At 42.9% G+C, this 24919-nt stretch carries 22 protein-coding genes; 6 read left to right on the top strand and 16 right to left on the bottom strand.

All coding sequences use genetic code 11. From position 1 onward, the window contains the following. Window positions 1–109: 109 nt before the first annotated feature. The 7 genes from MHB50_RS14795 to MHB50_RS14825 all read right to left on the bottom strand — a co-directional run bounded on the left by MHB50_RS14795 (window position 110) and on the right by MHB50_RS14825 (window position 10534). Complete coding sequence (locus tag MHB50_RS14795; RefSeq protein ID WP_340084052.1) at window positions 110–1465, bottom strand: aromatic acid/H+ symport family MFS transporter; 1356 nt, start codon at window positions 1463–1465, stop codon at window positions 110–112. 1 nt (window position 1466) lies between these two features. Next, a complete protein-coding gene (locus MHB50_RS14800; RefSeq protein ID WP_340084054.1) occupies window positions 1467–3077 on the bottom strand; it encodes a long-chain-fatty-acid--CoA ligase in 1611 nt (536 codons plus the stop codon). A 2-nt stretch (window positions 3078–3079) separates the two neighbouring features. After that, window positions 3080–4255, bottom strand: a complete 1176-nt coding sequence (locus tag MHB50_RS14805) for an acetyl-CoA C-acetyltransferase (RefSeq protein ID WP_340084055.1) — start codon at window positions 4253–4255, stop codon at window positions 3080–3082. Window positions 4256–4471: 216 nt separating this feature from the next. Further along, window positions 4472–6175, bottom strand: a complete 1704-nt coding sequence (locus tag MHB50_RS14810; RefSeq protein WP_340084056.1) for an acyl-CoA dehydrogenase family protein — start codon at window positions 6173–6175, stop codon at window positions 4472–4474. A 141-nt stretch (window positions 6176–6316) separates the two neighbouring features. Further along, window positions 6317–7123, bottom strand: a complete 807-nt coding sequence (locus tag MHB50_RS14815; protein WP_340084058.1) for an enoyl-CoA hydratase-related protein — start codon at window positions 7121–7123, stop codon at window positions 6317–6319. Next, window positions 7107–7964 carry a 3-hydroxyacyl-CoA dehydrogenase NAD-binding domain-containing protein gene (locus tag MHB50_RS14820; RefSeq protein ID WP_340084059.1) on the bottom strand — a complete coding sequence of 286 codons (858 nt, stop codon included), beginning with the start codon at window positions 7962–7964 and terminating at the stop codon, window positions 7107–7109. The genes MHB50_RS14815 and MHB50_RS14820 overlap by 17 nt, the downstream gene beginning before the upstream one ends. 386 nt (window positions 7965–8350) lie before the next feature. Then, window positions 8351–10534 (bottom strand): helix-turn-helix domain-containing protein, encoded by a 2184-nt coding sequence (locus tag MHB50_RS14825; protein ID WP_340084060.1) that lies wholly within the window; start codon window positions 10532–10534, stop codon window positions 8351–8353. A gap of 93 nt (window positions 10535–10627) precedes the next feature. On the opposite strand from MHB50_RS14825, the gene MHB50_RS14830 reads away from it, so the two are divergent. Then, entirely contained in the window at window positions 10628–10909 is a 282-nt protein-coding gene (locus MHB50_RS14830) for a hypothetical protein (protein ID WP_340084062.1), read from the top strand. Here the strand turns inward: MHB50_RS14830 and MHB50_RS14835 are convergent. Continuing rightward, on the bottom strand, window positions 10897–11460 hold the full coding sequence (locus tag MHB50_RS14835) for a hypothetical protein (RefSeq protein ID WP_340084063.1): 564 nt from the start codon (window positions 11458–11460) through the stop codon (window positions 10897–10899). The two genes, MHB50_RS14830 and MHB50_RS14835, sit on opposite strands and share 13 nt — an antisense overlap. Window positions 11461–12335: 875 nt before the next feature. Between MHB50_RS14835 and MHB50_RS14840 the strand changes: the two genes are divergently transcribed. Continuing rightward, on the top strand, window positions 12336–13112 hold the full coding sequence (locus MHB50_RS14840) for an IclR family transcriptional regulator (RefSeq protein ID WP_340084065.1): 777 nt from the start codon (window positions 12336–12338) through the stop codon (window positions 13110–13112). After that, window positions 13109–13867, top strand: coding sequence for an IclR family transcriptional regulator (locus tag MHB50_RS14845; protein WP_340084066.1), 759 nt, complete (start codon window positions 13109–13111; stop codon window positions 13865–13867). The genes MHB50_RS14840 and MHB50_RS14845 overlap by 4 nt, the downstream gene beginning before the upstream one ends. Window positions 13868–14170: 303 nt before the next feature. Here MHB50_RS14845 and MHB50_RS14850 read toward each other — a convergent pair whose 3' ends face one another. Next, the gene (locus MHB50_RS14850) at window positions 14171–14665 is read right to left on the bottom strand and encodes a hypothetical protein (RefSeq protein WP_340084067.1); all 495 of its coding nucleotides are present in this window, start codon (window positions 14663–14665) and stop codon (window positions 14171–14173) included. A 107-nt stretch (window positions 14666–14772) separates the two neighbouring features. On the opposite strand from MHB50_RS14850, the gene MHB50_RS14855 reads away from it, so the two are divergent. After that, window positions 14773–15132 (top strand): hypothetical protein, encoded by a 360-nt coding sequence (locus MHB50_RS14855; RefSeq protein WP_340084069.1) that lies wholly within the window; start codon window positions 14773–14775, stop codon window positions 15130–15132. Between the two features lie 143 nt (window positions 15133–15275). Here MHB50_RS14855 and MHB50_RS14860 read toward each other — a convergent pair whose 3' ends face one another. The 3 genes from MHB50_RS14860 to MHB50_RS14870 are packed head-to-tail and all read right to left on the bottom strand — an operon-like array spanning window position 15276 to window position 17835. Next, the gene (locus tag MHB50_RS14860; RefSeq protein ID WP_340084070.1) at window positions 15276–16388 is read right to left on the bottom strand and encodes a cupin domain-containing protein; all 1113 of its coding nucleotides are present in this window, start codon (window positions 16386–16388) and stop codon (window positions 15276–15278) included. 14 nt (window positions 16389–16402) lie between these two features. Next, window positions 16403–16897, bottom strand: a complete 495-nt coding sequence (locus MHB50_RS14865; protein WP_340084071.1) for a DinB family protein — start codon at window positions 16895–16897, stop codon at window positions 16403–16405. A gap of 5 nt (window positions 16898–16902) precedes the next feature. Next, window positions 16903–17835, bottom strand: coding sequence for a fumarylacetoacetate hydrolase family protein (locus MHB50_RS14870; RefSeq protein ID WP_339164525.1), 933 nt, complete (start codon window positions 17833–17835; stop codon window positions 16903–16905). Window positions 17836–17994: 159 nt separating this feature from the next. Between MHB50_RS14870 and MHB50_RS14875 the strand changes: the two genes are divergently transcribed. Then, window positions 17995–18762, top strand: a complete 768-nt coding sequence (locus MHB50_RS14875; protein WP_340084072.1) for an IclR family transcriptional regulator — start codon at window positions 17995–17997, stop codon at window positions 18760–18762. A gap of 1004 nt (window positions 18763–19766) precedes the next feature. After that, the gene (locus MHB50_RS14880) at window positions 19767–21056 is read left to right on the top strand and encodes an AMP-binding protein (protein ID WP_340084074.1); all 1290 of its coding nucleotides are present in this window, start codon (window positions 19767–19769) and stop codon (window positions 21054–21056) included. A 46-nt stretch (window positions 21057–21102) separates the two neighbouring features. Here the strand turns inward: MHB50_RS14880 and MHB50_RS14885 are convergent, their stop codons facing one another. The 4 genes from MHB50_RS14885 to MHB50_RS14900 form a co-directional block, all read right to left on the bottom strand. Continuing rightward, window positions 21103–21645: a hypothetical protein gene (locus tag MHB50_RS14885; protein ID WP_340084075.1), complete on the bottom strand. Its 543-nt coding sequence runs from the start codon at window positions 21643–21645 to the stop codon at window positions 21103–21105. 29 nt (window positions 21646–21674) lie between these two features. Further along, window positions 21675–22901, bottom strand: coding sequence for an NAD(P)/FAD-dependent oxidoreductase (locus tag MHB50_RS14890; protein ID WP_340084076.1), 1227 nt, complete (start codon window positions 22899–22901; stop codon window positions 21675–21677). A gap of 484 nt (window positions 22902–23385) precedes the next feature. Continuing rightward, window positions 23386–23802: an acyl-CoA thioesterase gene (locus MHB50_RS14895; RefSeq protein WP_340084077.1), complete on the bottom strand. Its 417-nt coding sequence runs from the start codon at window positions 23800–23802 to the stop codon at window positions 23386–23388. Between the two features lie 138 nt (window positions 23803–23940). After that, window positions 23941–24870, bottom strand: coding sequence for a 2-dehydropantoate 2-reductase (locus MHB50_RS14900; protein WP_340084078.1), 930 nt, complete (start codon window positions 24868–24870; stop codon window positions 23941–23943). Between the last annotated feature and the right edge of the window lie 49 nt (window positions 24871–24919).

The following is a 24919-nucleotide window of genomic DNA, read 5'->3' on the forward strand; positions in this document are numbered from 1 at the left end:
GCAAACGCATACAACTTTCAGTCCAAAGCCCGGATCGTCATTTTTAACATTGTTATAGGCATGTCGGAGCAATTGTTGCGATCGGTTATGTTGGTTTTCTAAAATTCTTTTAACTGGACTGTTTCTTATATAAGGGGATTCCTTGACTGTCTTTATACTGATATTGATACGCATACTTTTCTTGAACGAGCAAAATAGCAACGGCGCCAATAACACAGGCTAAGCTAATAGCCATAAAGTTTCCCTGGACAGTCAAATTTTGCGACATAAGCAGACCTACCAAAGTCGGCGACAAAATCCCCCCTAATCTTCCAAAGGCCATCATCACTCCAAGTGCTGTCGATCTGATCTCCGGCGGATAATATTGTGATACGACCGGATTAAGCAAGTTATGAATTCCAATCGAAGCCGCCCCAATCACGCCAACAAGCAGATAAGCCAGCACGATATGCTTGGCGACCGAAATAAATATGAGTGACAGGGCTCCTGAACAGAACAATGGAACAAGCACTTTTTTGGCACCATATTTGTCCAGTAACGGCCCAATGGCAATCGTGCCGATCATCGCTCCAACATTGAGCAGCGCCAAGAAAAGCAAGCTCGAACTAAGATCATAACCTGCTTGAATCATTAACTTTGTCAACCAAGTATTCATTGCATATATCAAAATAAAACAACTGAAGGAAATGGCCCAGAACATGACAGAGCTTAGCGCGCGCTTTTCACTAAGCAGCACTTTAATAGATACGCCCTTTGCTTCTTTGCCACTGGTTGAAAAGATTGTATTTTCACTAAGCTTTTCGCTTGGAACCGTCTTTCTCAATATTTTTCGTATTTCATCGCTTTTTCCTTGACTAGCCAATATTCGCAATGATTCAGGTAACGCCTTTACCATAAAAGGAATGAGTAAAAGCGGGATCGCCGCCAACCAAAAAAGTGGTTTCCAACCATATGTTTCAATAGCAAATTTGCTGATAAGAGCGATGAGCATCGAGCCGACAGAATAGCCACAAAAAATAAGAGCCACCATTGTGCTCCTTATTTTCTTTGGGGCAAACTCGCTTGACAGCGCAACCACGTTCGGCATAACACCACCAAGGCCAAGTCCCGCAAGAACGCGCAAAATAGCAAAAGAGACAGGAGTGTTTGCAAATCCTGACAAAAATGTGAATAAGCTGAACATCACTACGCTTATAATGACAATTTTTTTCGGGCCGATTCTGTCGGCAATGATACTCATTCCAACAGCCCCGACGACGGTTCCAATGACCGTATAACTGCCGATTGCTCCTGCTTGGACGGGGGTAAGCGACCATTCCTCCATCAATACAGGGACGACAGCTCCGTAAATCGCCGTGTCATACCCATCAAACAAAATGATGAGGAAACACCAAATCAGCAAATTCAGATGAAAGGGTTTAAAGCCGCTTTTATCATAGATCTCATTTGCGTCTACTGTTTTCATATTAAAAACCCCTTTGTTGTTCAATCTTTTCTTTCAGTTTTAATTTGCTTATTTTCCCCGAAGGCGTGACAGGCAATTCATTCAATATCATGATTGTATCCGGAATTTTATACTTTACAAATCTCTGTTTCATATATTCCGCCAGGGATTCTTCGCTTGCTTTCGACCCTTTTTTTAAAACAACACAAGCACATGTGATTTCTCCATAAATTTCATCAGGCAGGCCAATCACTGCTGCATGAACAATGTCTGGGTGTTGATGCAGGCTTTCCTCCAGTTCCCGTGGATAAATATTGAACCCGCCACGAATGATTATTTCTTTTTTCCGCCCGACAATTCTCACGTAACCGCTTTCATCAATTGTCGCTATATCCCCCGTATAAAACCAGCCTTCATGATCAATGGCTTTAGCCGTTTCTTCCGGCATATTGAAATATCCTTTTGTCACCACGGGGCCCTTACAAGCGATCTCTCCAACCCGTCCTGTTTCACACTCTTCCCTGTTTTCATCGACGATTTTGATGCGTACACCGGGAATGGGGCGTCCCACAGTTTCTGAGCGAAGCTCATCACTGTCCTCAAAGCCTGTAATCGTAAGGGTTGCTGAGGTTTCAGTCATCCCGTATGCCACAAGAACGTTACAGTTCATTTCTTTCCTGATTCTTTTAACCACTTCCACCGGACATGGAGCAGCCGCCATTTCACCAGTACGTAACGAGCTTACATTATATTTGCTAAAATCCGGATGGTTTAGCTCCAAAGTAAACATAGTCGGCACACCGGGATGAACAGTTACCTTCTCTTTTTCTATCAATTCCAGCCCCTTTGTAACGGAATATTTTTCCATCACGATCAGTTTTCCTCCGCAACTGGCTGCCCGAAGAATAAATGTAACGCCAAAAATATGAAAAAGAGGATTTGGCATTAAAAAAATATCTTCTTCGGTACATTTCATTACCTTGGCCGCAGATAATGTACTATACAGCACGTTTTCATGTGTCAACATTGCTCCTTTGGAACGACCAGTCGTTCCAGAGGTAAACAGAATGGCAAATAGATCTTCCTTTGGCTCCACATGAAGCGGTTCTTTTGGTGATCCGCGCATCATCAGTCTCGAGTAAGAAATAAACTCATCCTCTTCAAAACCGACTGAAATCAACTTTTCAAGCGTTTCAATCTCATATCGAAGCTCCTGAAAATAAGCTTTTTCTCCACAAAAAATAAGCTTTGCCTGCGATTGTTCAACCACATAGGCACTCTCTTCTTTACTAAAAAAAGGATTGATCGGAATGATGACAGCACCGGCACGGGCAATGGCATAAAATGCGATTATAAATTCCAATGAATTTTGTAAAGAAATCCCGACGTGGTCTCCACTTTTAACACCAAGTTGGATCAATTGATTGGCAAGCTTCGTCACTTCCTGGTCAAGCTCGCCGTAAGTCATTCTTCTTTCACCGACAACGGCGGCTTCCCTGTCGTAAAATGTTTTTGCGGCTTCCTTCAATGTATTGCTGACATTGAGAGTCTTCTGTAATTGTTTCATTTCCTCACCCGATTTCTGTAATGGCATTCCTTTCCATGGAAAAAGTGATAGCTTTTGCACGATCATACTTATAGCGCTTCCCAAATGGCCGCGATTCCTTGTCCGCCCCCAATGCAAACAGCTGATGCACCGTATGTTTCCTTTCTTCTTTTTAACTCTTTGACGATCGTATAGGAGATTCTTGTCCCGCTGGCCGCCAATGGATGCCCCAATGCTACGGCTCCCCCATTTACATTTCCAATTTCCGGATCAAACCCAAGTTCTTTTTGGCAAGCTAAATATTGGGCTGAAAATGCTTCATTAATCTCGATCAAAGAAATATCTTTCAGCCGCAAGTCCGCTTTTTTCAAAGCACCTTGAATCGCTGGAACTGGGCCGATTCCCATATATTTTGGTTCAACTCCCACAACGTCCCATGAGACGAGACGCGCGATCGGTTTTAGTTCGTTCTTTTCAGCGTAATCACTTGAGGTGATAATGACGGCTGCGGCGCCATCCACCATGCCACTCGCATTTCCCGGTGTGACGACTCCATTCTCGACAAACCTGGCCGGCAATTTCGCTAATTGTTCCCTGCTTGTTTCGCGAATATGCTGATCATGCTCTATTACCTCATCACCTTTTCTCCCCTTTACCGTAACCGGAACGATCTCCTCTTTAAAATAACCTTTACTTCTCGCCTTGATTGCCCGCGTGTGGCTTCCCAGTGCGTGTTCATCCACTTCTTCTCGTGAAATATTGTATTTTTCAGCTAGATTTTCAGCGGTTTCGGCCATCGTATATCCGCAGTTTGTGTCAAGAAGCCCATCCCAAAGCCAGTCTTCAACAACAGGACCACCAAGCTGGCTTCCCCACCTCATCCCGCGAATGACATGGGGCACTTGGCTCATATTTTCTGTTCCGCCCGCCAATACAACATCCGCTTCACCGTTCAATATATATCTCGCTCCGGTCAGAATGGTTTCAATGCCGGTGCCGCATACACGATTGATGGTAACGCCGGGAACTTCCAAGCGGGCGCCTGATTTCAAGCCGATATGTCTTGCCAGCATGTGGGCATCCTTGCTGGATTGCTGTACATTTCCGAAAACAACCTGATCAATTTCTTCAGGACGGATTCCTGATTTTTTAATCGCTTCTTTTGCGGCCATAACCCCTAACTCCGTAGCGTTTATCTCTCGAAAGGAGCCCGAAATTTTCGCAAAGGGGGTCCGCGCGCCTTCTACCATTACAATGTGACTCATTGTTTGCACCTCTTTCATATTCTAGCGCATCCCGGAAATGAATTTTTCACATAAAGCGCAAGCCTTTCAAACAGTCAATAAATGTCTTAAAAAATGGGCAAGTGCCCGTTGAGCAACGTACAAGCGGGACCACTCCACAGGGCTTAGGTACACATATTAAAGAGAATCCCCACACTCATCCGGACTATGATAGATTTATTTAAAGTGAAATCATGTTTAAATGATGTATTTTTCCGCTGCAATCACTCTCGCGGCGATACGACGCTTCCGTTCTACGATATTATGAGGAGTGCTGCTCATCAGGCGGCCTGCTGTATGAAAAAGTGATTCCTGGTGATGGAGATGGTGGAGAATATTTAAAGCATTAACGAAACACCATTGAGCTTTTTCATGAACATACACTTTGACGCAATCAACCATCTGGGCACTTCGTTCCTCGCCCAAGTTGGCAAGCGATTTTTCGGCGCGTAACACCGCGCTTTCACCAGTGTAAATGGCGATGATCAGATCAGCCAAAAACGCTGCCGCTTCCTGTTCTTCATTCACATCGGCCAGTTCGGCCTGCTTGAGAGCCTGAATCGTTGAATGGCCATACTCTTTCATGAGCGCAAGAGTCTGTTTTTCCTGTTGAAGCGGGCCGTTCTTGAATGGCTGATCATGAGCTTTAGATTTCTCATTTTTCAATAAACTTTCTGCGATAATCACCCTGTTGATCTCATTCGTTCCTTCAAAAATCCGATTGATCCGGGAGTCGCGGTATATCGCCTCCACCTCATACTCAGCCATATATCCGTATCCACCGTGAATTTGAACAGCTTCATCGCTGATAAAATCAAGTGCTTCAGTTGACATTACCTTATTAATGGAGCATTCGACCGCAAAACCGGCAAGCGTTTTTCCATAATCACCGCCATGCGCCTGCATTTCTTCAAACCCTTTCTGCATTGCTCCCGCTGTTCGGTAGATGGCACTTTCATTTGCGTACGTTTGAATGGCCATGTCGGCAAGTTTTTGTTGAATCAATTTAAAATTCGAAAGTGGCTGGCCAAACTGTTTGCGTTCATTCGCATATTTGGCGGCAAGTTCAATAGCTCTTTTAGAAGATCCTAATGCCGATGCGGAAAGTTTAAAACGGCCCATATTCAACACATTAAAGGCAATGATATGCCCGCGGCCCATTTGACCAATCACATTTTCAACGGGAACGGCCACATTGTCCAAGATGAGCGAACGGGTTGATGATCCCTTCAAGCCCATTTTTTGCTCTTCCGGTCCCGTGGCCAACCCTTCATAGTCTTTTTCCAAAATAAAGGCGGTCATTTTTTCCCCGTCCACCTTGGCATAAACAATAAATATGTCGGCAAAAGCAGCATTCGTAATCCACTGTTTCTCACCGTTTAACATATAATGGCAGCCATCCTCAGATAAAACCGCCGTTGTTTTTAAACTCATTGCGTCAGTCCCTGAAGAAGGTTCCGTCAATGCATAAGCTGCTATTTTTTCGCCGCTTAGCAAGTCAGGCAAATAGGCGGCTTTTTGCGCCTGATTGCCAAAATAAGCTATCGGCAACGCGCCAATCCCCGTTTGTCCACCAAATGTAATCGAGAATGAACGGCCCAAAGCCATTTTTTCACCGATAATGGCTCCGCTGACTTTGCCGAGATCAAATCCACCTTCCTCCTCAGGAATATCCGCTCCGATCAATCCAATTTCTCCTGCTTGTTTCATCAAGCGGACTGTTTCAGCAAATTCCTGATTTTCGATTTTTTCCAAAGCCGGTATGACTTCGTTCACAACAAACTTTTCGGCCGTTTCCGCAATCATTTTATGTTCATCTGAAAAATCTTCGGGAGTAAAAATGTCTGCGGGGAAGATGTTGCCGTCCAAGAAGTTTTTAATACCCGCATTTTTTGTCGCCATTCGCTCAACTCCTTTGATACCCATAAAAGGCGATCCGCTTTTCAATCTTTACTGTACTTTTCACATCGCTAAGGTGTAAAAAAGAAGCATCCGAAAATGAGTAGAGAAGGCTGTATATCCGAATGCTTCATAAACTCGCCCTTACCGTCCGGTATATACAGGCTTTCTTTTTTCAACAAACGCAGTCAATCCTTCTTTTCGGTCCTCTGTAGAGAAGGCATTACCGAAACAAGTGTTTTCAATCGTTAAACCTGTTTCCATGTCCGTATTGCTTCCCGCGTTCACAGCGACTTTCAACATTTGAAGTGCGACCGGAGGCTTTTGGGCAAGCTTTGCGGCCCACTCTTTTGCCGCAGCGAGCACTTCGTCCGCCGGTACAACATTGTTTACAATGTGTAATTCATGGGCGCGGGCAGCATCGAACATATCACCAAAATACAAAAGTTCTTTCGCTATTCCTTGTCCGACTATTTTTTGCAGGCGCTGTGTCCCCCCTCCGCCAGGGATAATTCCCAAGCCGACTTCCGGGAAAGAAAACTTCGCTCTTTCTGAACAAATGCGCAGATCGCAGGCTAAGGCAAGTTCAAAGCCGCCGCCAAGGGCCAAACCGTTAATCGCGGCAATAACCGGTTTCGTTGCATTCTCAATTTGCGTAAAAACATTTCTGGAAACCTTGTTCATTTTATGAATGCCCACAAGGTCGAGTCCGGACATTTCATTTATATCCGCGCCCGCTACAAACGCTTTTTCGCCGCTGCCGGTCAAAACGATTGCCCGGACATCTTCATCCTCATCCAATTGTCCAAAAAGAAGCAAAAGTTCCTTAAATACTTTTGTGTTTAAAGGGTTCACCGGCGGACGATTGATCGTCACAACCGCTACGTGATCCTCGATGTCACAAAGTACAAATTCCAGATCTTTTTTCTCCCGCTTATTTGTTGTAATCATAAAAACCAGCTCCAGTCTTTTTCCCGTGCCTTCCCGCTCTCACCATTTGCTTTATGAGAAGCGGAGGTGCAAAACGGGAATCGTTGAATTCTTTTTGAAAGTATTCCATGACATAATAGCCGATATCAACCCCGGCAAAATCCTGAAGCTCAAATGGCCCCATTGGATAGTTCAAACCAAATTTCACTGCCTTATCGATATCCTCCTCCGTAGCGACGCCTTCTTGCAATAGGCGGATTGCTTCAATAAACTGCGGAATCATAATGCGATTGACGATAAAGCCGGGTGAATCTTTTTTAACTTCCACCACTTCTTTTTTCAAGCGGGTAGATAGCGCTTTCAACACTTCGACAGTTTCAGCGCTCGTTTCAAATCCGCGAACGACTTCCACTAACTTCATCAATTGTGCCGGGTTGAAAAAGTGCATGCCTGCAACCCGATCCGGGCGCTTCGTTGCAGAAGCAATTTCCGTAATGGACATTGAGGAAGTGTTTGTAGCTAAGATGACATCTGCGCGAGTGATCTCGTCCAGTAGGAAAAACACTTCTTTTTTCAGAGCCATGTCTTCCAAAACGGCTTCAATAACGATATCTGCATCTTTCATCTCTTCCAGATTTGTTGTTATTTGAATTCGGGCAAACGTTTCTTGTTTTTGCTCTTCCGTCATTTTGCCCCGCTCGACACTTTTGGACATAAACTTATCCATCCGGGATAAAGCGCCCTCTACAAAGCGGTCTTCGATATCCCGCAAAATCACATGAAAACCGTTCAGAGCAGCGAGATTGGCAATCCCTGACCCCATTGAGCCGGCTCCAACTACCCCAATCGTTTGTATAGACATGATTCCATCTCCTCTATTCATCATTCAAAACATTATCTAAATTATAAATGTTAAATGTACGATTATGTACATACACATTGTAGGAAAAAAGCGCTTTCTTTTCGACATTTGTTCAAAAACATTTTTTCGCAAAGGCTAAACGATACAGGGATTTTTCCAAACTTGCACTAACTCTACCTAAGAAGCCCCACCATAATTTTCCGATATAAATTCTGTTTTATGACATATTTTAAAAAAGGCTGTCCGAAAAGTAAGATTGCGGCTTGAGCATTAAAAAACAAAACCCAAGAATGCTGTAAAATCAACATTCTTGGGTTTTAAATGTTAGTGCATTTACTCAAATTTGGACTTTTTAGACAACCCCCACACCTAACTGTTCTTTCTTTTCAGCTCATTTTCCCGCGCATATCGTACAGTTTAAAAGCCATCATCAAGTTAAACCGGACTTCGGCATCTCTTAAATCTCCACCAAGCAGTGCTTCTATTTTTTCTAAGCGGTATAATAACGAACTGCGGTGGATAAACAATTCTTCCGCAGTGCTTTTGGCATTTCCATTATTTTGCAAGTACACTCTCAAAGTATGAAGTAAATCCATGTTTTTCCCTTCTGAATATTTTTCCAAGCGGCCAAGCTGATGTTCCATAAATAAATTAGTTGCTTGCGCATTTTCAAGTTGATGCAAAATCGTATAGAAACCAAGTTCTTCAAAAAAGGCATATCCCTTTTCTTTAAAGCGGCTTTGAACAATATTTAATGCTTGTCTCGACTGCTCGCCGCTTACATAATAACCTTGTATATTGTCTGTCTTTCCTCCGACTCCCAGCAATACATCGCAGTGAATTCCACTTCTTTTGGCGGCTTCCTGAATATCTTTGTAAAAATCCGGCCAAAACCCCTGCGTATCTTTTTCTGCCGGTACAATGAATACATATTGCTCTTTAAACGTGGCGGCTAACATGTCTTTCCTTTTTTCCACGACAAAAATTTTTATATAATCCCAAATAATTGATTTTTTAGCCTGTTGCTCCAGCAAGTTACAGCCTGCTAATTCGGTTTCCGAAAGTATAATCGCCAGCAATGCCACACGATGAGGATTGTACAAGTCCCACAAAAACAAGTTGGCATACTGAAGGATGCTCTCTTTATTTTCAATCTCCTCTGCGAGAAGCTTGCTGATGAAGTTTTCCTTTGCCTGCTCTGTCGCATCCAACACCAGTTTTTGCTTAATAAATTGAATGGAGCAAATGTTTCGGGCCATTTCAATCATGATTTTGTCATAGTCATCCAGTTTATCACCGGACATGCCGACCGCCAAATAACCGAGTAAATCACTCCCGCTATTAATGGGCCAAAGAGAAAAGGTTTGATTGAATTGCGCAAGAACGATGTGAGAATGACTCTTTCTTCTCGCCTTTTCGGCCTCCGTCCGCAAATGAGGGATCAGGTTTTCCTTTCCACCGTCCATTACGTGGGTTAACGGCCGCATAAAACGGTCAAATAAAACAACTGATGAACGAAACAGTTCGCCAAGCATGGATATGATTCCGGAAAACCCTGCTTGCTTGACCGTTTCTTTTACGAGCGCCTGCTGATATTGCAATAAGAAATGCAAGCGGTTTCGATTTTCTTTTTCATTATTATAGAGCCTGGCATTCTCCAAAATGGCGGCTATGTGATTACTAAGCAGGCGCAGCATATGCAAATCTTCTTCTACAAATCCCCCGGATTTCTTCCTTTCTACATGGAGGACGCCGATCGTCTTTAAATCTATGGATATGGGGATCGTTAATTGCTTCCCACCTGTTTTTTCCAAAAAAGGGAAATATTCTTTTAATAGGTAATTTTCTTCGATCTTCACCTGCTTTGGAGCGGTCATTTTTCCATATGAAGGGGGTTGGAAAATAAAACAGTTATCAGGATCGTTGTAAAGATAAATACAGGCAAATTCGGCATTTGTCCCTTTTCCAGCTCGCGTTGTAATTTCTTCAATGCTTTCTTCAAACGGTGCATCAATAGAAAGATTTTTTGTAATCCATTCTATACCTTCTATTTTTTTTAATTGCATTTCCTTGCTTCTCGTCATGGAAATGGCTAATGCAACGTCCTTCCCGAATTCATCAAAATGCTTTCCCATTTCAAAGAGCGGGACATAACGTAAGAAACCGATCATGCAAAATCCAAACGTATGCAGTTCGTCCTTGATGGGCACCGTAAACCATGTTTGCACGCTCGAATTTTTCAATAAGGAAAAAAGTTTGCACTTCACGGCGGCTGAACTTACCTCTTTATCTGTTAAACTGCGTTCAAGCAACTGAGCGGAACAGTCGTCCACTCTCAGTGGAAACGAATCCCTCACCTCATTAATATTTCCGCTCCACGTCTTTGGCACAAAATGCGCATCTTCAACAAATACCACACCGACAAAATCGCAGTATAACTTCGCGCGAAACGAGTCACTCAAATATTGCAATGCTTGTTCTTCAGTATCTATTTTAATCAATTGGCGCGACGTTTTTCTCAAATGCTGTTCAACTTTTCTAATAACCTTCTCCCTTTGAGCTTCAGCCATTGTAAAACGCTCCTCTCTTATCCATTTATTATAGGACAAAGTATTCACAATGTAACTTTCAGCGTTATTTTTCACTTGTTTGAGGCGGTATTTTTGCACATCCATAAAAACCCAGCTATCTTTACAATGATAATGAACCGCACCTCAATGTTAGACAATCAGGTGGCACTTCATTACAGTGAAAATAGCTGGGTTTCTGCATTATTTATGTTGAAGCTAAAAAATTTGTTGGCAAATTACGAAATAGAACTCATCGAAGTAACAAATAATCCAATCATTATGCCTCAATCCCGCCCGATTGTTGAAAATTGTGCCGTAACACCAACATTGCAATATTTTCAAGATAAGCACTCAAAGGTAGATTATGATGTATAAGTACCTCTTTTGGGAAACTGTTTGTTTTTAATCCGATGCTGGAACAACAGAGTCGCAATAAATACAGTTACTCCCCATACGAACAATCCCCCGTACGTCACCACATATACCCAAATGGCTAGCCCTTCGGCGTATCCTTTTGGAAGCACTCCGAAAAATTGAAGAGTTGTCATGAAACTGATAAGAACAGTCAACACCCCAATTGACCATCCTGGTATGATTAATAACCATTTTGGCAGTTTCTCTCCCCAGGAAGTCACGAAAGCCAAAGCAAATAAAGATGCCAGTATCGCCAAAACAGCTGTGAAATCTATTCCGATGGTATATAACGTATATAGAAAAGCAGGTCCTTCCTTTAATGTATCACCAAACGCCGCGACATCTTGCGCAGCTTGTTTTGTTGTAAGCCCCACGGTTGATCCCCATGCCCAAAGCGATTTTAAAATCGCATACGGCAACAGCGCAAAAGCTGCAACATAGCCCCATCCTTTAGTCAAATAAGTTTTGGCAGCTGTTTCTGTCCTTATATGTTTCTCATGTTTTAAACTCAAAAGACATGTTCCCTTCTTCTTTTAGATATGAAGCCGATTTTATTGAAACGCCACTTTTCCATAGATTGCTGACCAACATAAGCAGCGTAGTTAATACTGGAATGAAAACACTGTAATATTATCATTTCAATCATATGAGCAGAATTTAAATTACAAGCGAAAAACTTGTCAGTTCTGCCATCAACTTTTGCACCAAGAGCAAGATGTTTTATAAAATCGCAATCATGTATTCGCAACTACAGTAAAGCTCATCTTGAATATTTCATAGAAAGGTCTGCCAACACCCTATTCAACAATTTGTTCTATAAAGTTAATACATATCTAAACGGGCTTATATCCGCCATCCACAGTTATTTCTTCTAATTTCATGAAGATGGTAATTATTCAACATTTGTTTTCAAAAATTGGTGTTTTCGAGAACATGATCAGTTTTACGAGCATGTTCCGTTAACGTAGAGGCATATATATTGTTCTTATCAAGCATGTGTTTTTCCCAAAGTTGTAATTGATTGTTAAAAACAAGTTCCCCTTTACTTTCGTAGAATGGTTTCTTGCCGGATAGTCATTTTTTATTCCAACATTCCCTCTTTCCTTTGCTATTAAGTAAGCTACTCACTCATTTTTAAAATGGAGTATTTTACGAACATTGTCAACAAGAACTTTCCTATGCAACACGCAAGATTTGATTTAAATTGTAAAGAGCTTACATGTACGGGATACTCCTAAAGTGACAGTTCACAAGAAAAAAGAAAACATATAACTTGTTCATTTTACAATCGTACTGAACATATGTATTTCCGTTAGAACTTGGTTTGACCGATCGAATGCCTGGCATTAAAATGAATATAAGAAAATTTTCGAAAAAAGGTGAAGAAATGCCGGAGGAACAGAAAAGAACTTCCCTCGAGAACGCATTGCATGTTTTGAAGCTTTTTTCCATGGACGAGCCGGAAATGAGCGTCACCGATGTTTCGAGGAAGCTTCAAGTAGCAAAAAGCACATCCCACCGCCTTTTATCGTCACTCGCTTCGGAAGGCTTTGTGTATAAAGACCCGCATACAAACCTTTACAGCCTGGGATCTTCCATCTTGTCACTCGTTCAAATTGTCAACTCACAAATTCCAATAGCCAATGAAGCGGTTCCGATTTTAAATATGCTTGTGGAAACAATCGGGGAAAATGCCCATTTGGCGATATTGGAGGGGCTCGATGTCGTGTACTTGCAAACGATTGATGGAGTTTACTCGTCTGTTGATTACATCCATTTGGGAAATCGGAAGCCCGCTTTTTGCACAAGTGCCGGCCAGGCAATCCTCGCCTTTCATCCAAAGGCGGCGGCGCGCGCTTCACGCCAATTGCGGCCTTATGCCGTAAATACAATCACATCTCCGGACGCTTTCTTCCAAAAACTAAAAGACGTCCAAAAGAACGGCTTTGTCATATCTGAACAAGAATATCGGGACGGCATTACCGGAATCGGCGTGCCAGTTTATAATGATAAGAAACAAGTTATGGCTTCCCTCAGCATTACAGCATTAACACAAAGAGTTTCATCAAACAGGATAAAAAATAGATATGTAACCCTTCTGCAAAAAGCGTCCGGTAAATTAACTGAGATGATTATATGGAGAAAAAGAAGTGATATAAAATGAGCGGATCAACTCTCTCATCTGTTACAAATGCTTTACGGATCCTTCGACTTTTTACGCCCAAAAGACAAGAGCTAAGCTTTACGGATATTGTCAGGCATACAAACCTGCCAAAAAGCAGTACACATCGAATGATTGCCACCTTGGTCAAGGAAGGCTTTCTGTCAAAAAATCCGCGAACCAACCATTACCGTCTCGGGCTGGCTATTCTACGTCTCGGCGGTGTCATTTTCAGCCACCGCGAATTATATAAGGAAGCTCTTCCCATCGTGAAAAAGCTGTCTGAAACATTGGATGAGTCGGCTCATATTTGTTTGCTGGAGAATATGGATGTCGTCTATTTATTCCGGGTGGAAAGCCGTCATCCAGATCGACTGTTAACACAAATCGGCCGCAAAAATCCCATTCACTGTACAAGTGAAGGACTTTGTATTTTAGCCTTTCAGGACAAGAGAACAACACAAAAGCTTCTGGATTCCGAGTTATATCCTTATACACCCTACACGATTACCGATCCAAACGATCTTCGTGCCCTCATAGCCGATATTCAAAAAAACGATTATTGTATTATGAAAGATACTTATTATGAGAACTATACAAGCATCGCAGCCCCTATCCGGGATTATACAGGCACGGTCGTGTCTTCCCTTTCAGTGATCGGACATTCCAGCCGCATTACAGAGAAAAAACAAGACATGTTTATAAAAGAAATCCAAAATGCGGCCCAAAAAATATCTCGGCATCTCGGACACTATTAAAGCCGCGCCCCTTTAAACCGTGCGGCTTAAGTTTTCCCGCTTTAACTGGCAGTAAGCTCCCACTAAATCGAGATTTGGGGATCAGCTGCCTATAAGACTCGGATTTCAAGAGTTCGAGGAAAAACGAGATTGATAAGTCGGGAATTAACTCCCGGTATCAGCCCGATTGGACCAACTAACGATCAACATGAACGCTGATGGGAGTTTCGCTCCATCTTCTTTTATGATATCCGTATAAAAAATCAGTAGCTTGATAGTTTCGTGATGTGTGGGACTGGAATAGTTTGTCCCGCATGATGAGAATCAGGGGATCTTCCGCATGCAAAAACCTTCCCCATAGCCTGGCGTTCGCTTGAACGCTGGCTGTCCGCGATATGCGTTCTTTTTGATATATTTGAAAAGCGGACGAGTAGTCACCTTGACGGAGCAAGCTGTCCGCAAGCACCAAAGCGTCTTCCAGTCTTCCAATGCCTGGCACCCGCCTTGAGCCAAATATTGAAGCATGGGATGGGCAGCATCGCCAAGGAGGGTAATATTTCCCTTCGTCCAATTTTCCAATGGCAGACGATCATACATAGGCCAACGAATTTGGCGGTCAATAAACGAAATCGCCTTTTCAACCAGGGGGTGCCCGCCTGCAAAACGGCGGTCCATCTCTTCCGGCGTACCCCAATCATCAGAGTCCGGTTTGTAGTTGTATGACTTAAACACAACAACTTGATTGAACAACTCTCCCCGGCGAACAGGATATTGTACAAGGTGCAAGTTAGGCCCGATCCACATAACAACGTCTTCCATGTTAGCATCCGAAATTTCCCCGATGGGGATCGTGCCACGGTATAAAAAACACACCGTTTGATGCTATAATAGCTGTATTATCACTGGAACAGAAATGAGGTGAAATAATGGAAAAACTAATGGTGCAAATTCTCGACAAGATTCAAGATTTACAATCTAACATGAACAGCCGACTTGAAATGTTGGAAACAAGAATAGAGAAAATTGAAACGAGAATGTCTCATTTAGAAGCAGAACAACAAGTGATGAAAGAGGAGATATCAACCATCAAACAAACGATGGTGACAAAAGAAGATATTGCCGATGTTGCCGACATTCCCCACATCAAAATGGCTGTCATGGAAATATCAGAGGCAGTCAAACGAATGGAAGAAACCCAAGAAAAACACGAACGCACACTGGACTTGCTTTCACGGCGCTCGATTGATCAAGAGGCTGATATTGCCAAACTGCGCCAGATTATATAAATCTATCTCCTTTGCTCACATCACCTCAAGAATGAATCCAATCTAACAAAGTCGAGTTCCTTCTATTATATATACACCGTTTTTTCCCACTCAAAAAAATCCATTTCCAAAGATGTTTCTCGGAAATGGACTTTCATTTATTTTTACACGATGACAGGTTTAAATTCTGATTTCACTTCCTGATGGCCATTATTCATATCAAGCTCCTGCTTTCTTTCGAGGCCGAATTTCTCCAGGATAGGCAAGTCGTTTGTTTGGAAGAAGTACGCGTCTTTCTCTGCTACGTGTTCATGCCACGCCCAGTTTGGCACAACGAAGTAGTCGCCTTTTTCCCAGTCAAAACGGACACCGTTTATAATCGTATAACCAGCACCTTCATGAACATGATAAATGGACGCATGAGTATGGCGATGTGCCTGTGAATGGAATCCTTTCGGCAACTTTTGCATCCAGGCTGCAATGGTCGGACAAGCTGTTTTTCCGTTGGAAGGATTGATATACTCGACAGCATAGCCGTCAAATGGATCTGGCTCGAATCTGCTTAAACCTTGGAGCGCAGCTTCGGTATGCTTCCATTTAAAATTTCCGAGCGGCGCTTTTTTCTCATAGCGATCCCCAATCGGACGGACCATTCCACCTTCATAACGCTGCTGGGAATAGTTATCCGGCAAAGAAGGCTTCTCAAGTTTTTCGGGATAAGGCTCAAAAAATGTTCCGCCAAGATAGTAGATGGTTGGAATATCGAGGCAGTCCATCCAAATCATCGGTTTGTCACCAGGGTGTCCATGCCCGTGCCAAAGTCCGTTTGGTGTTGTTAAAAAGTCGCCCCGTTCCATGAACAGGCGCTCTCCTTGAACGATGGAGTAAGCTCCTTCTCCTTCCATGACAAACCTTAAAGCATTTTGCACATGACGGTGGGATGGTGCTTCTTCACCAGGCAAAATCAATTGAACTGCCGCATACAAAGTTTGCGTCGTGGATGCCCATCCCCAAGGCTTGCGGTAATTCAATCCAGGGTTTTGCAAATAGATCGCACGCCGTTCGCCGCCTCGGTCCGGTGTAAAAATCTCGGTTGCCTCCATTAGTTTTTTATGGAGCAGGTCATACTTCCAAAGATATGGTTGCGCATGCGGTTCGGGAGTATGCTTCATCAGATCAGGGATTGCGTTCCATAGCGGTCCAAGGTGATATTGCTCAATGTCTTTATTAAAATCCTGGACTAAACTGCTTTCAAAAAACGAACTTTTTTCAGCCATTTTCCTTCTCCCCTTTATTGTAATTTGGACAAATTGCGTTGAATTTGTCCATTATGACCTTGGATATGCCCGACGATCAATTTGTCAATAATAAATTGGACCGTTTTTCCGTCAAAGTTCGGATTGCGGCTTGGCGCGATCAATTGAAGCTGTTCATCCGTCAATTTACTTAACGTTTCCTCTGTTTGAGCCGGAATGTTCTCTAGATCTTTGATGACGTTTTCAACTGCCAACTGATCCACCGCCGCTTCGTCTACAGCTTCTAAACGAATCTTATTTGTATGGTCTCTTCCCCACACATTTTTGGGGCTTTGAATAATTTGACGAATTTCTCCCAGCCAGAAAGGAATCGCTTCAGCTACATGTGCGATCACTTGCATAATCGACCATTCTTCGGCTGATGGCTTCCTACGGATCGTATCTTCAGAAAGATCTTTTACCGTATTCACCATCTCATGGATTGCTTTCTCCACATCACGAATGGCTTGTTGTTGGATTTTTCCGGGCATGCCCATTATCCCTCCACTCTTTTTACTTTGTTCTCAAGAACTCCTACTTTATCGACTTCGATACGAACGACATCTCCATCTTTCAAAAACGCTTGGGGTTCTCTCGCCACACCTACTCCTCCCGGTGTACCAGTCAAAATGACATCTCCCGGTTCAAGCGTCATTAATTCTGATAAAAACTCTATGAGACGCTGAACAGTAAATACGAGATTCGCAGTATTAGAGCGTTGTCTTTCTTCTCCATTAACCGTTAAGGAAATGTCAAGTCCAAAAGGGTCGGCCAACTCATCGGATGTAACAAGCCAAGGCCCCATCGGCGCAGAACCGTCTACAACTTTTCCTTGAAGCCATTCAATCGTCCGCCGCTGAATGTCACGGTATGTGACATCGTTGACAATGGTATAACCCGCAACATATGCAAGCGCCTCTTCTTGAGAGACATTTTTTGCACGCTTTCCTACGACAAAGGCAAATTCAGCTTCATAGTCAAGCTGTTCAGAGATTGGAAAAAAGGGAATATGATCTTCCGGTCCGACAATCGTATTGGCAAATTTCGCGAAAACAACCGGATGTGTCGGTAATTCACGTCCCATTTCCAAAATGTGTTCCCGGTAGTTGTGGCCAACACAAATCATTTTTCCAGGATTGGTTACAGGAGCCTCTACTTTTACATCTCCTTTTCCGAAAACAAGCTGCACAGCGCTTTCATTGTTCAAAGCATATTGAACAGACTCTTTTGCAAATGCAAGACTTTCTTCTCCTCCTTGCAGAAAACCTTCCATATCAGTCGGAATATAGGCTTCTGCAATTTTTTCAGCCCTGATTTTTCCTTCTGCTTGCAACTTCGCTTGAAACGCCGCATTCAGATCAATGACTTGTGCCCCTTCAACCGCGCCGATTCTTGTAAAACCGTTGTGTGTAAAAGTGACCAGCTTCATTTTATCCTCTCCCCTTAATTCACTTATAGTTAACATTGTTCTCTTTATTAAAATGTATCGTATCCGCTTTCAGATGTCAATATTGAAAAAAACAACAGTTGGACAGATGAATAAATTTATGACATGATAATTTCAAACGTTAAAAGGAGTGTTTTTGGGGTGGAAAAAAAGAAAACACTCCCTGTTATACAGTCACTGCAAACAGGGATTGGCATACTGGAATTATTTGTAATCGAAGACCGGCCCCTAAAGTTTTCCGAGATTCAGGAGCTGACAGGCATCACAAAAAGCAACTTGCATAAATATTTAAACACATTAACGATTACAGGATTGCTGCATCGCGACAAAGACCAGGGGACATACCATCTTGGAAGTAAATTAATCGAATTTGGAAATGCTGCAATTGGAAGTGTGGATTTAATCCAGAAGGCGACCCCCTATTTAAAAAAAATCAGCCGGGAGTTGCAACTTACCGCATTATTATCCGTTTGGACACATGATGGCCCTGTCATCGCCAATATTTGGAACAGTCAACCGGGACTGAATATCGGTGCGCAAATTGGGACTCGGCTGCCCGTTCTTTCATCGGCCGGGAAAGCCTATTTGGCTTTTAAAGATGAAGCCGCCGTCAAAGAATGGAAACGGAAAGGGCTGGAGTACATGCCCTTTAAGTCGAAACAACAGCTTGAAGAAGAACTGCCCAACATCAAACAGCATTATTTTTCATATGCGGCTGAACCACTCGTAAAGCAGATATCCTCTTTCAGCATTCCAGTACTAGACTACAAATATGATATGATTGGCTGTATTACGATCGTTGGCTTTACCCAGCTTATTCCCACCTCCCACGAAAATGGTATGAGCACATTTGTGATTGAACAGGCGTTTGAGCTTTCCGAATGCTTTGGCTGGCAAAAAGAGAGCTAAATTTCTTTTGGGTCAGGAATAAACAGAAAGCCCCGTATAGAGTGCGACCGGTGTTGGCGCGAGAGGATGATTTTTTATTCCAATCCACGCATGCGACGACGCACTCGTAAAAAATAGAGATGGAACTGCCGGCGTAAATCGTTCCAAGTTCCATCGCCCCCTCCAATGCACCGGCGATAAGTGCGCCTCCCCCAATGCCGATATCGAAAAAAGCCCAATCAGCGCTTCGTGAAAGCTTGAAAAAAAGCCCCCGTCCGAAGCCAATCTATCCCGCCGCCAATGCTCATCTCTCCATAAAACATGCCTGTACCATAAAGCACTCTGGAAAGACAATCTCATTAGCGCCATATTGATTACACTAACGCCCAGTGAACGGATAAAAGAAGGACAAAATCATCAACAGCCAGTAAACACAGCTTTGAATGAAAAAGCACTGGAATAAGCAGAGCAAAATAAGCGCGTAAAATGGAAATCGCAAATATGGCTTGTTTTTTCTTCCCGGGGATATTTTGTTCCTAGACCAAGCGATCGCTCCCTAACGCGCTTATGTCCAATTTTTTAAAAAATCGTCAGTCTACTAAAAGGCCGGGAAACCCTGAGCCAAGTTTTTAACTTGACAGAATTCTCCATCCCTTCCCCACATTCGCTAAGATCGTTCCTGTTGTAGTCCATTCCAAGCCGAGGAGATGCCATTACGAATAAGCGGAATAAAATGATTGTTTACCCCAATTTTTCAATCCACGCAACTATTCCAAGGAAGATCGCATCACTAGGACACCTGCAGTACCGATTGCACTATAGAAAAAACATATGGAAACATTTTCGACTGAAAAATTCGCGACAACCAAGCCTCCATCTAAGGAAAATTCTCCTCTCGTTTATATTTTGAAGTGATGAATTTCGCAAAAGTTCCATATAGAGGAACTATAAAGTGTTTAAAAGCGCTTTCTTACCATAACATAAAGTTAATGATTCATTATGCCGGTCGAAAGGAGAATTTTATCATGGCCAGTCATACAGCTTATCCTGTCTATGAATTTCATACGACTCTTGAAAGCTACCAATTGCACAAACTCAATCAAATGCTCGTTTTTCTTGTAAAAGAAAATGAATTTTATCGAAGCAAATTAACTGGAATCACATTGCCTCTTCGTTCCATGGCTGATGTATCAAAGCTTCCTTTTACGACAAAGCAAGAATTGGTAGACGATCAAACGCAATTTCCTCCTTACGGGAAAAACCACACATATCCCATCCAGAGCTATGCGCGCTACCATCAAACATCTGGTACTTCCGGACGGCCACTCAAAGTGCTTGACACAAAAGAGAGCTGGGAATGGTGGGAGACATGTTGGGAAGAAGTTTTCCGTTCAAGTGGCATTAATAAAAATGATACCGTTTTCCTGGCATTTTCTTTCGGCCCGTTTATCGGTTTTTGGGGTGGATTTGAGGCCGCGAAAAAGATGGGAGCTTTTGTAATTTGCGCTGGGAGCCAAACTTCGAAAGAAAGATTGGCGACAATGATGGAAAATAATACAACTGTCTTGCTTTGCACACCGAGCTATGCTCTTCATTTAGCCGAAGTTGCCGAAGACATGGACCTTGATCTTCCAAACTCGTCCGTTAAAACGATTATCACCGCGGGAGAGCCGGGTGGATCTGTTCCATCGATTCGCCGGCAAATTGAAACAACATGGGGAGCAAAGTTGTACGACCATGTTGGTATGACGGAAATGGGGGCTTACGGTTATTCATGCCAGACACAAAACGGCATTCACGTGAATGAATCGCAGTTTATTGCCGAGATTTTGAATATGGAGACGAGGGAACCCGTGAAACATGGTGAGAAAGGCGAACTCGTATTAACCAATTTGGGGCGTTACGGATATCCGCTTATCAGATACAGAACAGGAGATGTCGTGATCAACCATCAGGAAAAATGCCCGTGTAACAATCATTTTCGATTCTTGCCGGGCGGCATTATCGGCCGCGCCGATGATATGGTTGTCATTCGCGGTATTAATATTTATCCATCCTCCATTGAAGCAATCGTTCGGGAATATCCGGAAATCAAGGAATTTCGGATTATTTATTATACAAGCGGGGACATGGATCAAATCAAAGTCCAAATCGAAACAACAGATACCAGAGTTGAAAAGAAGCTTTCAAGCGGGCTGCGTGAACGAGTTGGGCTGCGCATTGAAACAGAAGCTGTTGAACCAGGCGTGTTACCCCGCTTTTCCATGAAAGCGAAACGGGTGATGGATCAACGGAACAACAGAATTACAATATGAGAAGCGCAAAAAGCTGTCCGGACATTTCCCGGTACAGCTTTTTATATTATAACAAGTATATAACGTTTCCCTCCATTCCAAGCGGAACGTGGCCATACTCAAGCAGCTTCAACAATGGCGAAAACAATTCCGATTGCCCGGCTATTTCCGCAGCAGCAATCAATACGGCGATATACATGGCATGACCCGTCAAAAAGCGGACGGTCTTTTCTTCTTGAAAGGCGGGATAGGCTTTTTCAAAAGCAACATGGAATACAAATTCGGGCAATGCGTCTACCGCTTTTTCCAACAACTGCCCCCGCCCCTGTTCATCCACTTTCTTTTTTAACTGATCTGGAAGCGCGCTCAGTACTTCCCATAATGGGCTTTCTTCAAAACACAGTTTGCTGATCGTCTCTGCCGCTTCCGCCTTGGATATCCATTTGACCGCATAATCGGTTACATGTAGTTTTTTCATAAAATCCCGGAATAATGCTTCAGCTTGTTCATGAGGCTTACCTGCATTTTTATACCACTCTATTTTTGATAACCTGCCTGCAAGACCATTGATCGACACACCGAGTTGGTCTTGATTGAGCATCATAGCCATTTTTCTTCCTCCTTTTGGATCAGTAACATTTAATATTTGGTTGTCAATTCAGGAGGTCCAAATTTCGGTCCATATGGCCCCTCGTCAAGCCAGCGGCCCAGTCTAGGCACAATGGAGACAAGCGAAGCCGCCAACTCCCTTTTCATATTCATTTCCGGTGAGTCTCCCTGCAGATGATGTAAAGCGGTTGTGGATGCATCCCGGTTCCATTTAGCGGCGATTCTCCTTTCATTGGCCGCCGCCAAAATGGCTGCTCTTCTTTCCTCCTCGTTTCCTGGATGCAGCGCTTTTTCAATACCGCGGACAGCAATCAAAGCATCCGGAACACCCGAATTTAATCCCCGCGCACCAAAGGGCGCAAACAAGTGAGCCGCTTCACCAGCTAAAAGCACTCGACACTGATCATCTGTAAAAGAATCGGCCACTACTTGGTGAAAACGATAACTCGAAACCCACGTAATTCTATCTGCATATTTCGGGTCCATCACTTTGGGAATCCAGCTTTTTACCCCTTCCAAACTAGTAAACTCTTCTACATCGTCACCTTTTAATAGCTGTAAATCAACCCGCCAGCCGCCTTTGAATGGTACATGCATCACATTGCGATAGCCCATGGCCGGATGCTGGTAATGAAATACCCTTTCGATCGGCAGCGGATCATTCTCGTCTTCCTCCAAATCAACAACAAGGAAAGTGTCATGTGTTCGGGGACCTTCAAATTTCAAACCCGCTTGTTCTCTTACTGCAGAGCGCGCACCGTCGCAGCCAATCACGTATTTCGCTTTCCACTTGCTTCCAGAATCAGTTGTCATACAAACACCGTTCTCTTGGATATCCAATTTTTCAACAGATTCTCCCCAAATGAATGATACCCCTGCTTCCACACATGCCTCATACATATACTTTTCAATTTCATGCTGATGAAGTGAAGTAAAATGCGGCAATGCATTCGGATCTTGATTATCCGTTCTACCGTAATTCCGGACATATACTTCTTTCCCACGGTACAACGTCCGCTTAACGGGCCAAATCACTCCGTTTCTGGCCAATTCAAAGCCAAGTCCTTTCCAGGTTTCCTCCAGCAGCTTTAAAGTGGCACTATGCAAATAAACCGCACGGCTTCCCGGCCTTGGATGATCTTTAGGATTGGCTTCAATCACCACACAAGATATCCCTTTTTTTTGCAGCGCCAACCCGGCGGTAAGTCCAACAGGGCCTGCTCCGACTACAACCACATCATATTTATAGATTGTCATATTCTTCTATCCCTTCATTTATTTGACTACATTATATTCGGGATAGCGTTTCCAAAATAGAGGATTGTTCCTGTATGCGGAACTCGTTACAAATGGAATGAACCAACATAATAAAGGTAGGAAAAACCTGTTTTTTTAAAAAACAGGGTTGTAACTTGTATAGAAAGTAGATGGCAAATCAAAAAAGTGGGCGTATTTTCCAAAAAAAAAAAAAAAGCAAATCAAAAAATGGGGAGGAATTACTGGAATCGGCAAGTAATTCGAATAAGTGGAGAGCATTCTCTAAAAGTCGCGAGCAATTCAAAACTTGGTGAGGAATTACCTCGAATCGGCAAGTAATTCGAATAAGTGGAAAGTATCTCCCAAAGGTGGCGAGCAATTCAAAAATGGGAGAGTATTTTCCAAAAGTTATCACATAAGTAGACCTCAAAAAAATGAGTACTTCCCAAAGGGAGGATGAGTTTGCCGTATGTAAACTTTCGGCTTATTTTTCACGTTTCAAAAATCCAAAAGCTTCTTGGGCTTCTTTTGGAATGGGTACGGCTTTCGGCTGACTATTTTCAATCGACGTCCAAGCCCTCACCTCATAGCCCTTGGCAACAATCTTGTTCTCCCTCTGAAATACATGTTCTACTTTAAATACTTTCTCTTTCATGTCAATGATTTGTGAATGGACTTCTACCAAATCCTCAAAAAATAAAGGAGACTTAAACTGGAAAAAAGTTTCCAATAATGGCAAAATAATGTTCTTCTCTTTTTGCAACTTTGATACAGGCATCAGTGCTGCTCCGACCAATTCGTGAGCGGCCTGATCCATCCAGCGATAAAAATTTGGATAAAAGACGATCCCGGCTGCATCTGTATCTCCAAAGGCCACCTTGATTGTATGTATGTTTTTCATGTTCATTTATCCTTTCTCTATTTTATTGTTTGATTCATGCGCTTTCACTCACACGGGCTTTCCATACAAGTTGTAAAATAAACCTTTTACATCTTCATAGTACCTATGTGGTTAGTAGTTTGTAAAACGTTTTACCCATTAGCTCCTACACACGCTCTGCTCAAGGATTTTCATCAAATGATAGAGAAGTGATAGGTGCGGGACTTTTATATGATGTTTTTTCGCCCTTGCCCATATGGCTCCATTTAGAAAATCAACCTCTGTCTTACGCCTATTTTGAATATCATAATACATAGAGGAATAATGATTTCCGGACATAGAGGGATGACATACACGATATATGGTTTGCTTTACCTTTTCCTTATCAAAATCCACCTGTTCTGCTTTGGCGACAAGATCTATTTCATTTAGCATTCCATCAATGACTTCGGAAATGCCTGAATATGAACCGACTTGGGCAACCGAGCTTAATGTCAGCGTACAAAGAGGATTTAAGATTGCATTAAAGGCCGCTTTTTCCCATATACTTTTTATGACATTTTCCGACACACCGGCATGTAAACCTGCTTGCTGAAACAAGGAAACGATCTGGTTGGCGCCATTTTTCCTTTTCCCACCCATATACATGATTTCGTTATAGCCAGACCCAAATGCCGCAACACTCCCCGGCCCTTGTAAATTTGCCGCATATGTTGTCGTTCCGGCAAACAGCTGCTCTTCTTGAACATAGCGCGCCAATACCTCCAAATTTCCTATGCCATTTTGCAACGTTAAGATGCTCGTGTCTTCGTCTATGATAGCTTGGCATCTTGCCATCATGTCTTCAGTATCAACTGATTTTGTAAAAACGATGATCAAATCGATAGGAGTGTTTACGCATTCCGGAGCAACTGCCTTTATATATACTTGATGAACTCCGTCCTCATTTTCTACGCTCAACCCGTATTTGTTAATCTGTTCCACATGAGCTTGCCAACGATCAACAAGGATCACCTCATAACCGGTTGCAAACAGCGCAGCCCCAAACCGGCACCCCATCGCTCCAGCACCCACAATGGCAATATTCATCTTTCCGTCTCCTTATCAATTTTTCATTTTTAGATAAAAACCTGCCCGA

The organism is Siminovitchia sp. FSL H7-0308 (assembly GCF_037980985.1).
GTDB classification, from domain to species: Bacteria; Bacillota; Bacilli; order Bacillales; family Bacillaceae_C; genus Siminovitchia; species Siminovitchia thermophila.